Here is a 7,615-nt window from a genome sequence, read left to right as displayed (position 1 = left end):
GGCAGTGCGGCCATCCTGCAGGGCTACTTGAAACAAGCGGTCACTGTGGGTGCCGCGCAGGTTCTCGTTGATGAAGGAGCCATCCACGGGCAGGGGATCACCGCTCATCTTGTCGGTGAGGGCCTTGGGAAGGCTCTCGCGCAGTAGGGCACCGGCTCGTTCGGGGTCTTCCAGCAGAGCCTTGAACAGGGTGTCGTGGGGGTTGGGGAGGGTGTTGCCCATGGCCTGGGTGTCGTGGTGGGTGGTCCCATAGGGTAGCCGATCATGGGCTGCTACACTCCCGCCATGAACAGCTTCCCTGATGATGATCCCCGGATTCCTGGCCAAGCGACCCTGCAGGCCGATCTGGAGCGCTATGAGCGGCTGATCTTTGAGCTGATGACCCAGGAAGACCTGGATGGCTTGTACGCGCTGTATGATCGCTGGGTCGAGCAATTCGGGGATTCCCCACGTGCCATCGCTCTGTGTAATGCCCTGGATGACTTTATCGAGGTCTGTATCGAGGACAGCGGCAAGGGTGATCCCGCTGTGGAGCAGGCTTACCTGGATCTGGTGGCCACGGTGCAGCAAGGCAAGCGCTGATCGCTGGCCCTATGCGCCCGGGCGTCCCGATACCCATCAGGGCTGCCTGAAGCCAAAGGATGAGGCTGGGTAGGGCGGGAACTCAAGAGATTGTTGGGCATGGGCAATGCGGTCGGCAAACCACGCTGCCGTCATGGCCAGCGGTGAATCGATGGCTTCCAGTCGAGCCTCCAGGCCATCCATGACCACCTTGAGCACGTCATATTCCTGATCCCGGTGCCAGATCCGATACCGCGATAACCCGCCTGCGATATTGAGTAGCTCCACCAACGCTCTGGTGCGCTCCATCTCCTTCTGCAGGGCACGAAGACGCTGCATTACCTGCTTCAAGGCCTCGGAGGGCTGGCCCTCGTGATCAAAGAGCGGATAACCGTTTCGCAGATCGGTGTTCCAATGGGGTGCGCTGGGATCGATCCACAGCATGTCTTGCAAGGCCGGCTCGCCCGCCTCATCCATACCCAGGGCTTTTGGAACCAGTTGGAAGGGATAATCCTGGAATAGACACGGGGTGTGGTCCCCAAATGGATGGGCGCTGCGGCTGGGATTGACCAGCGCCATGGGCAGCGCTGTTTGCCCCTGTGGGGCTTGCGGGATCACGATCGGCAAGCGGTCATGGAGCTTCTCCACATCAGCGGCCACCCTGAACCCAGCGACGCGGATCGGCGCATCACCCGCCGGGTCAAGGATGCCCTGGCATTGATGGACATCCGTACCCTGGATCACGTGGTGGTGGGGCATGAGGGGTATGTCTCGTTCGCCGAGAAAGGCTGGATATAGTGTTTGCCTGCCTCCTTTGGGTTGTCGGCGTCTGTGTCTCATGGTGGCCATCACGGTCATGGTGAGTACAGGCGCTGGCAGCCTCTTTTTTTGGTTTTTTCAAAAGTAACGGGCACATAGGGTGCATCCGCAGGCTTTAAGGTGGGATGGGGCGTGGTAAAATCAGGCAGTTGTCACAGGAGTCAGCATGACCGATCAAGACACTGACAGGCCCACGGACCACGACAGCCCCTGGAAGGAGGCCCTGGAGCACTACTTCCAGGAATTCACGCAGTTGCTCTTCCCGGCGATCCACGGTGAGGTGGACTGGTCCCGGGGTTACAACCCCATGGACAAGGAACTGCAGCAGATCACGGCGGATGCCAACACGGGGCGACGCCATGCAGACAAGCTGATTCAGGTGTATGCCCGGGATGGCAGCGAGACCTGGGTGCTGATTCATGTGGAAGTCCAGGCCGAGCCGGAGGAAGGATTTGCACAGCGGATGTACACTTACCAGTACCACTTGCGGGATCGGTACGGGGTGGATGTGGTGAGTCTGGCGGTGCTGGCGGACACCCGCGAGAGCTTTCGGCCCTCGGCCTTCCTGTACGAGCGCTGGGGCTGCAAGCTGTCGTTCACGTTTCCCATGGCCAAGTTGATTGACTGGGAAGAGCGCTGGGCGGATCTGGAGGCCAGTGACAACGTCTTTGCCCTGGTGGTGATGGCACAGATCAAGGCCAAGCGGATCAAGGATGGTGCCACGCGCAAGGACGTCAAGATCGCCCTGGTTCGGCTGCTGTACGAACGGGGCCACAGTCGGGAGCAGATCGTGCAGCTGTTCAGGATCATCGACTGGATGATCCAGCTGCCCCGAGATCTGGAACCGGGTTTTGTGCAGGCGGTCTACGCCCTACAGGAGGAGAAGAAAATGCCTTACGTGAACACGATTGAACGCGTTGAGCGAGAGAAAGCGCTTCAGCAGGGGGTTGAGCAGGGACTTGAGCGAGGACGTGAGCAGGGACTTGAGCGGGGAGTTGGTCAGGGCCGTCAACTGGAAGCCCGGCGTATTTTGCAACGTCAGCTGAGCAAGCGCTTTGGGGAGTTGCCCGATTGGGTGTCAGAGCAGTTGCAGGCGGCGGATGTCGACCAACTGGAAGCCTGGTCTGATGAGATTCTCTTTGCTGAGAGTCTTGACACGCTGTTCAGGCACTGACCCTTCCCCCTTCTGTCTCTTGGCGCTTTGGGTTCTACGCCCTACAGGAGGAGAAGAAAATGCCTTACGTGAACACGATTGAACGCGTTGAGCGAGAGAAAGCGCTTCAGCAGGGGGTTGAGCGAGGGCTTGAGCGAGGTCGCCAGGGTGGGGACAGGCACTCTTGAGTCTTTCGCTGGGTGATTCGCCTGATGGGCCCGTTATGACAATCGTTCACCACCGGGTCCGGTCCGGAGCGATGATTCCCTGGGCCGTTCCATGAACCGCCTTGAGCCGGTTCTCGATGCACCAGTGCTGGCGTATCGTGCGCACTAAAGACGCACGGCCAGTTTGGGGCTACTACCAGCACGCTCATTGAGTACGCGAAAGCTGTTGACTTTTTAACCCGAGATTTGCGAGTGCTGGATCGTTACCGAGCCTGGCTGCGCCTCAAGCCAAACCCGAAAAGTGTGAGCGTGACAGCATCCAGCGACCGGGTTGACCGGGTAGTTCAATAAAACCGAAGTGCTGGTAGAACGCTGTCGCTTTCTGAGATTTGGCATCTACCACAATGGCAGCGACCGCTAGTGTTTCACTGGCGGCAGCAACGCGCTTGCACGCGTCCGCAAGAAGGATGGAGCCTAAGCCATGTCCATGGTACTGCTGGCCCACAGCCAAACGGCCGAGCAGGGCGACCGGCACCGGGTAGCAAGGTAGTTTCTTGCGCCACTTCTCGGGCAGTGTGTCTGCAGCGATGCTGGCCGCGCTGAGCGTATAGAAACCTGACACCACCTGCAGCTGCTGGGTAGGTGAGGCCACGAAAACCCGTGCCACACCACGCTTGATGTCCTGGCTGGCATAGCGCTGCAGGTATTCGTCGAGCGCTGACTCTCCACACTTGAAATCAGCCGTCCGTGCGTCGGCGTCAAGCGGACGGATGGAATAAGTCATTCATTGCACATGCTTGGCGTGGCGCGCAAACGCGCGCTGCAACGCAGGGTTGGCTGTGGCTGGTGTATCCAGTGCGTCCAGGAAAGCCGCGAAATCATCCTGAGACAGGGTGATGGCTTCGTGCGCCTGAACCACCGAATGCGCCTGCTCGACCGCGTTCCGAAGCACAAATTCAGACACGCTCATATGGACGTAGGCCGCAGCTTTGTCGAGCAAGCGGCGCACCTCCTGATCGCAGCGGATGTGCAGGCGGGTGTCTTTGGCAGGAGTTGGCATAGCGGCCTCCGGATGTTTACTTTGTCAAGTGTGCGCCATTTGTGCGCACGTCGTCAACAAAGAAGAGCGGATGGGGTGGTACGTCCAGCCCTATCAGAGGTCTTCCATCCCGATGAACCAGCTCAAGCTCGCCAGCCGTTGCCGGTAGCACTGGGTGAACTCCGCCACCTGGGCCAGCTCATAGCTTTCCTGCGGATCCCCGGCCCCGTCGAGCTGTTCATGGCACGCTAAGAAGGATCATTAGGCAATTCTTGGGCGCAAGGGGCAAGTCCTGTAGGCTGAAGCCCTGCGTTAATCCGCCACACGCCGCGCCGCCGCCGATGATGCTCCCTGTCCCCCCTTCGGGGCTGACCTCGCGTTTGCTCCAGTAGGGTAGGGCCCGAACAGGATCTGACCCCGACGGGTCGAATCCACGAAGAAAACGGGATGTTTTCTGCTCGACGGGCGGGCGGCCATCCTCAGCGGCTGGGCTCAAACCTTGACGCAGTTCTCATTTTGGGCTAAACGTATTGCCTGCGGATTGTAGGGGCTTTATTCGCTCACCGTAGGGTGGGGATAACCAAGGGCGACAAGGGATCGCACCCGGAGGGGTGCTGGGGGAGGGCAGTTATGGGGACGATGACCGTGGCGCGCGGGACTCTGGCGCGTATGATGGGGCGTGTGATTCTGACGCTCGCCCTGACGCTGGTGAGCTTGCCGGCCCATACCCTCGAACGGGGAGACGATACCCCGTGGCGGGTAACAGAGATCTACCTGGCGACTCTGGGCTACGCGCCGGATGTGGAGGGCGTGGATTACTGGGTGGAGAACATCCGCAGCGACCCGAGCTGGACCCCCACCACTGTCGCGCAGAGCTTCTTTGACCAGCCCTTGGTGCAGGAAGCCTACCCCGAGTCCCTGGGCCACGGCCCGCTGATTGAATCCCTCTACGAGAACCTGTTCGACCGACCGGCGGATGCTGAAGGGCGGGCCTACTGGCTGGAGGCCCTGGAGACGGGTCGAGTCCAGCGCAATGAGATGATCATTGCGCTGATCGATGGGGGCTGGGGCAATCCCGACGCGGAGCAGGACATGGCACGGTTTGGCAATCGTGTGCGTGTGGCTCTGAGATTTCTGGACTACCAGAATGAGCATGGCATTCAGTACGGCACATTGAGCCCTTCCGACCAACGGGCCTTTCGGCAGGCAGGTCGGGATGTCGTGGCTGGCGTTGGGGCTGATCCCGGCGACTACGTGATGGGCAAGGAGCGCATCCCCGGCTTGCTTAAGGCCTTTACTGGTGGCCAAGCCCTACAAAGGCACGAGGAAGAATACAACATCATCGTGTCAACCAATGAGAATGGGCGCCAGATGGTTGATACGGTGTCGTTTGATCGCGACATCAAGGTTGAACTTAGAGATGAGGACGATCAGCCGTTATCGGGTTGGACCGTGGATTACCATCAAGAGCGTGGGCTTGTCGAAATACGTGCCACAGATCCGCATGATGAATTCCTTCCAACATATTATCGAGTTGACTTGAATAATCTGAGCTCGGTGGAGCCGCGTGCTGTTTTTACAATCGGCGCCGCCGTGGCCTTAGGGGTGAAAGCTTATAAGGTGTATAAGGTTACCAAGATTGCACAAGGGCTTCTGGAGGTGGTTAAAGTTGCCAATTTTGTGTACGAGTCGTTTGACTCTTTCTCCTTGGAAGAAGGCCTCGTCTTTGAAATGACTTATGGGGATATCCGTACTGATGGGCTTCCCTCATTGATCAAGAGCGTGGACGGGATACTGGCCGCTAAAAGCAGTCTCAAGAAAACGGGCAATATCCTTACGATCACGGATGCAATCGAAACGGCGGCAGATGACAAGTTCGAATCTGTACAAAATGAGTTGGCACTTGAGTTGATCGATCACCTTTTGCCGGGGATTACTTCGGATTCCAGTGTCATTCGATTTACGTTCATGTCGGCCCCGGGACTTTCACGCCTGGATAAGCCTCTCATTACAGTTGAAGTGGTTGAAGACGAGTCTCTCCGAGAAATTGATGGACTTAACCTGTATTATTCGTTCAACGGGTCCGCCCAGGATATGAGTGGTAATGGGCACCACGGGCACGTTGTCAATGCTGTTTTGGCGCCGGGCAGGCTCGGATCTCCAGATTCATCATATCGGTTTAACGGCGTCGACGCATTCATTAACGTGCCGGATAGCGCGATTGACGCATCACAGGGCACCATTGGTATATGGTTTAAGGCGAATTCCGCGATAGATCGAAGCAATGTATTCGCTGCCGCGAATTTTGCAAGACCCGCTGGGACTCGTCTCTATATTGAAGTCCTTCCAGGCTTTACAGTGAGATCTCGGTTCCTTGCATCTGTCCTCGGTGAAGTTCCAATAGAACAAGGCGCTTGGCATCACGCAGTTTTAGCTTGGGATGAAGAGAAAGCCAGCTTCTATGTTGACGGAGCCCGAGTGGGCGAGATGGCGGGCGGCATCCCGACGACAACAAGGGCCACTCTAGGTGCCTATGGGGAAGGTCATGATAGTTTCTTTGATGGACTAATTGACGAAATAAAAATATACAATCGGCGTCTATCTGAGAGAGAAATAAAGGAGCTGATAGATGGGATGCAACCCACGCCGCCATCCCCGGAGCTTCATACCCATCCTTCTCAAGGCCAGGTGACCATGCGCTGGGATCAGCGTTCGGGCTGGACGTACAACGTTTTTGTGTCCCGTGACGCCGATTGCGATGTCCGCAATTACACCTCCTGCACCGAGGGCCGGATGATGGCGGATGTGGTCAGTGGGGCGACGATCGGCGACCTGGATCGTGACGTTGACTATTACGTGGTGCTGGAGTTTGTTGATGACCAAGGGTACGCCTCGCGACTGGATGTGCAGCAAGTCCGACTGGAGGCAGCCGACCCGAGTACGGGCGCAAGCTGGGCTTTATGGATTTCTGAAGACGACGATGCCAATAACGTGGCAATTGCGCCCTGGAATGAAGGGAGACTGGGGCCCGTATCGGTCCTGACGGATCTGCGTGGAGACAGAAGAGCGAGCGGCAGCATCGAGTATGTTCCCGCGATCGATAGGATCGCTTTCCGATTGCTCGAGGGGCCGTCGCGTGATGATGGGAGAATCTACCTGATGGATCGGGACGGAGACAATAAAGAGCGTTTAAGTGATATTCCGGTCGGCGCTTTTGCATTCTCGCCAGATGGCACCCAAGTGATTTTTGCCAAAGGGGACCGAGATCAGGGACGGAATATCAACGAAGTTTTTATCAAGGATATTGACTCGAAAGAGGTCACCCGGGTTTTCGGTCGAAGTGAACCGCGCGGCACGAATACACACAAAACGGCGTTCATTTGGGCTGCTGAGGATGAGATCCTTTTTTCCGACACGCGGGTGTGGTCGGACTTTCAAGGCCAACACAATAATTGGGTATATCGCGATGGGGTTGCGACGCCCCTTACCAGTAATACCAGCTCGGGAGAAAGTGTCGTCAGCATGTCACCTGATGGGACAAAGGTCTTGCTTTACATGAGAGCGGCTTCTTCTCGGGGGCGTGGTGCCTCATACATTGAGTGGCCGGATGGAGAGTCTCAAATAGATATCTTTCCTCGTTCAATGACCTATCGCGTACCAACCGGATGGGCAAGTGATTCGCAAATCTTTTATCGCGTGGATGATGATATTTGGTCAGCGGACCTCTCGGGAGGTAATAAGTTAAACTTGACCGAGGAATACGGTATTCGCGGTTACGGATTCCATTTGATTAGAATAATGGATTAACGGGGGAGGGTTGCCTGTGGCTGGCGAGACTTTGGGTCGGGTGATAGGGTGTATCCTATTGGTTCCGCT

The 7,615-nt window shown here is 57.2% G+C and carries 7 protein-coding genes and 1 pseudogene; 4 read left to right on the top strand and 4 right to left on the bottom strand.

Features of this window, described 5'->3' with window-relative positions:
* Positions 1 to 222, bottom strand: a 222-nt coding sequence (locus LPW30_RS14670; RefSeq protein WP_239681226.1) for an Rpn family recombination-promoting nuclease/putative transposase, incomplete at its 3' end; no start/stop codon positions are given.
* Positions 223 to 264: 42 nt separating this feature from the next.
* On the opposite strand from LPW30_RS14670, the gene LPW30_RS14665 reads away from it, so the two are divergent.
* Positions 265 to 582 (top strand): hypothetical protein, encoded by a 318-nt coding sequence (locus LPW30_RS14665; RefSeq protein ID WP_239681225.1) that lies wholly within the window; start codon positions 265 to 267, stop codon positions 580 to 582.
* 36 nt (positions 583 to 618) lie between these two features.
* Here the strand turns inward: LPW30_RS14665 and LPW30_RS14660 are convergent, their stop codons facing one another.
* Entirely contained in the window at positions 619 to 1,179 is a 561-nt protein-coding gene (locus tag LPW30_RS14660; RefSeq protein ID WP_239681227.1) for a SapC family protein, read from the bottom strand.
* 27 nt (positions 1,180 to 1,206) lie between these two features.
* Between LPW30_RS14660 and LPW30_RS14655 the strand changes: the two are divergent.
* Positions 1,207 to 1,359, top strand: a pseudogene (locus LPW30_RS14655) (JAB domain-containing protein); the annotation flags it as partial.
* 187 nt (positions 1,360 to 1,546) lie between these two features.
* Positions 1,547 to 2,554: a DUF4351 domain-containing protein gene (locus LPW30_RS14650; RefSeq protein WP_239681224.1), complete on the top strand. Its 1,008-nt coding sequence runs from the start codon at positions 1,547 to 1,549 to the stop codon at positions 2,552 to 2,554.
* Between the two features lie 429 nt (positions 2,555 to 2,983).
* Here the strand turns inward: LPW30_RS14650 and LPW30_RS14645 are convergent, their stop codons facing one another.
* Together LPW30_RS14645 and LPW30_RS14640 are read right to left on the bottom strand one after the other, a co-directional pair.
* Positions 2,984 to 3,484 (bottom strand): GNAT family N-acetyltransferase, encoded by a 501-nt coding sequence (locus tag LPW30_RS14645; RefSeq protein WP_239681223.1) that lies wholly within the window; start codon positions 3,482 to 3,484, stop codon positions 2,984 to 2,986.
* On the bottom strand, positions 3,485 to 3,760 hold the full coding sequence (locus LPW30_RS14640; protein ID WP_239681222.1) for a type II toxin-antitoxin system TacA family antitoxin: 276 nt from the start codon (positions 3,758 to 3,760) through the stop codon (positions 3,485 to 3,487).
* Between the two features lie 660 nt (positions 3,761 to 4,420).
* On the opposite strand from LPW30_RS14640, the gene LPW30_RS14635 reads away from it, so the two are divergent.
* Positions 4,421 to 7,546, top strand: a complete 3,126-nt coding sequence (locus LPW30_RS14635) for a LamG-like jellyroll fold domain-containing protein (RefSeq protein WP_239681221.1) — start codon at positions 4,421 to 4,423, stop codon at positions 7,544 to 7,546.
* The last annotated feature ends 69 nt before the right edge of the window (positions 7,547 to 7,615 follow it).

It is taken from the genome of Ectothiorhodospira variabilis (assembly GCF_022227625.1).
Classification (GTDB): domain Bacteria; phylum Pseudomonadota; class Gammaproteobacteria; order Ectothiorhodospirales; family Ectothiorhodospiraceae; genus Ectothiorhodospira; species Ectothiorhodospira haloalkaliphila.
This window is presented reverse-complemented; position numbering and strand designations above follow the sequence as displayed.

What these genes read in the sequence shown, in the direction of transcription:
- LPW30_RS14645 (WP_239681223.1), bottom strand. Translation starts at nt 3,484, where the DNA reads ATGACTTATTCCATCCGTCCGCTTGACGCCGACGCACGGACGGCTGAT.
- LPW30_RS14640 (WP_239681222.1), bottom strand. Translation starts at nt 3,760, where the DNA reads ATGCCAACTCCTGCCAAAGACACCCGCCTGCACATCCGCTGCGATCAG.
- LPW30_RS14665 (WP_239681225.1), top strand. Translation starts at nt 265, where the DNA reads ATGGGCTGCTACACTCCCGCCATGAACAGCTTCCCTGATGATGATCCC.
- LPW30_RS14650 (WP_239681224.1), top strand. Translation starts at nt 1,547, where the DNA reads ATGACCGATCAAGACACTGACAGGCCCACGGACCACGACAGCCCCTGG.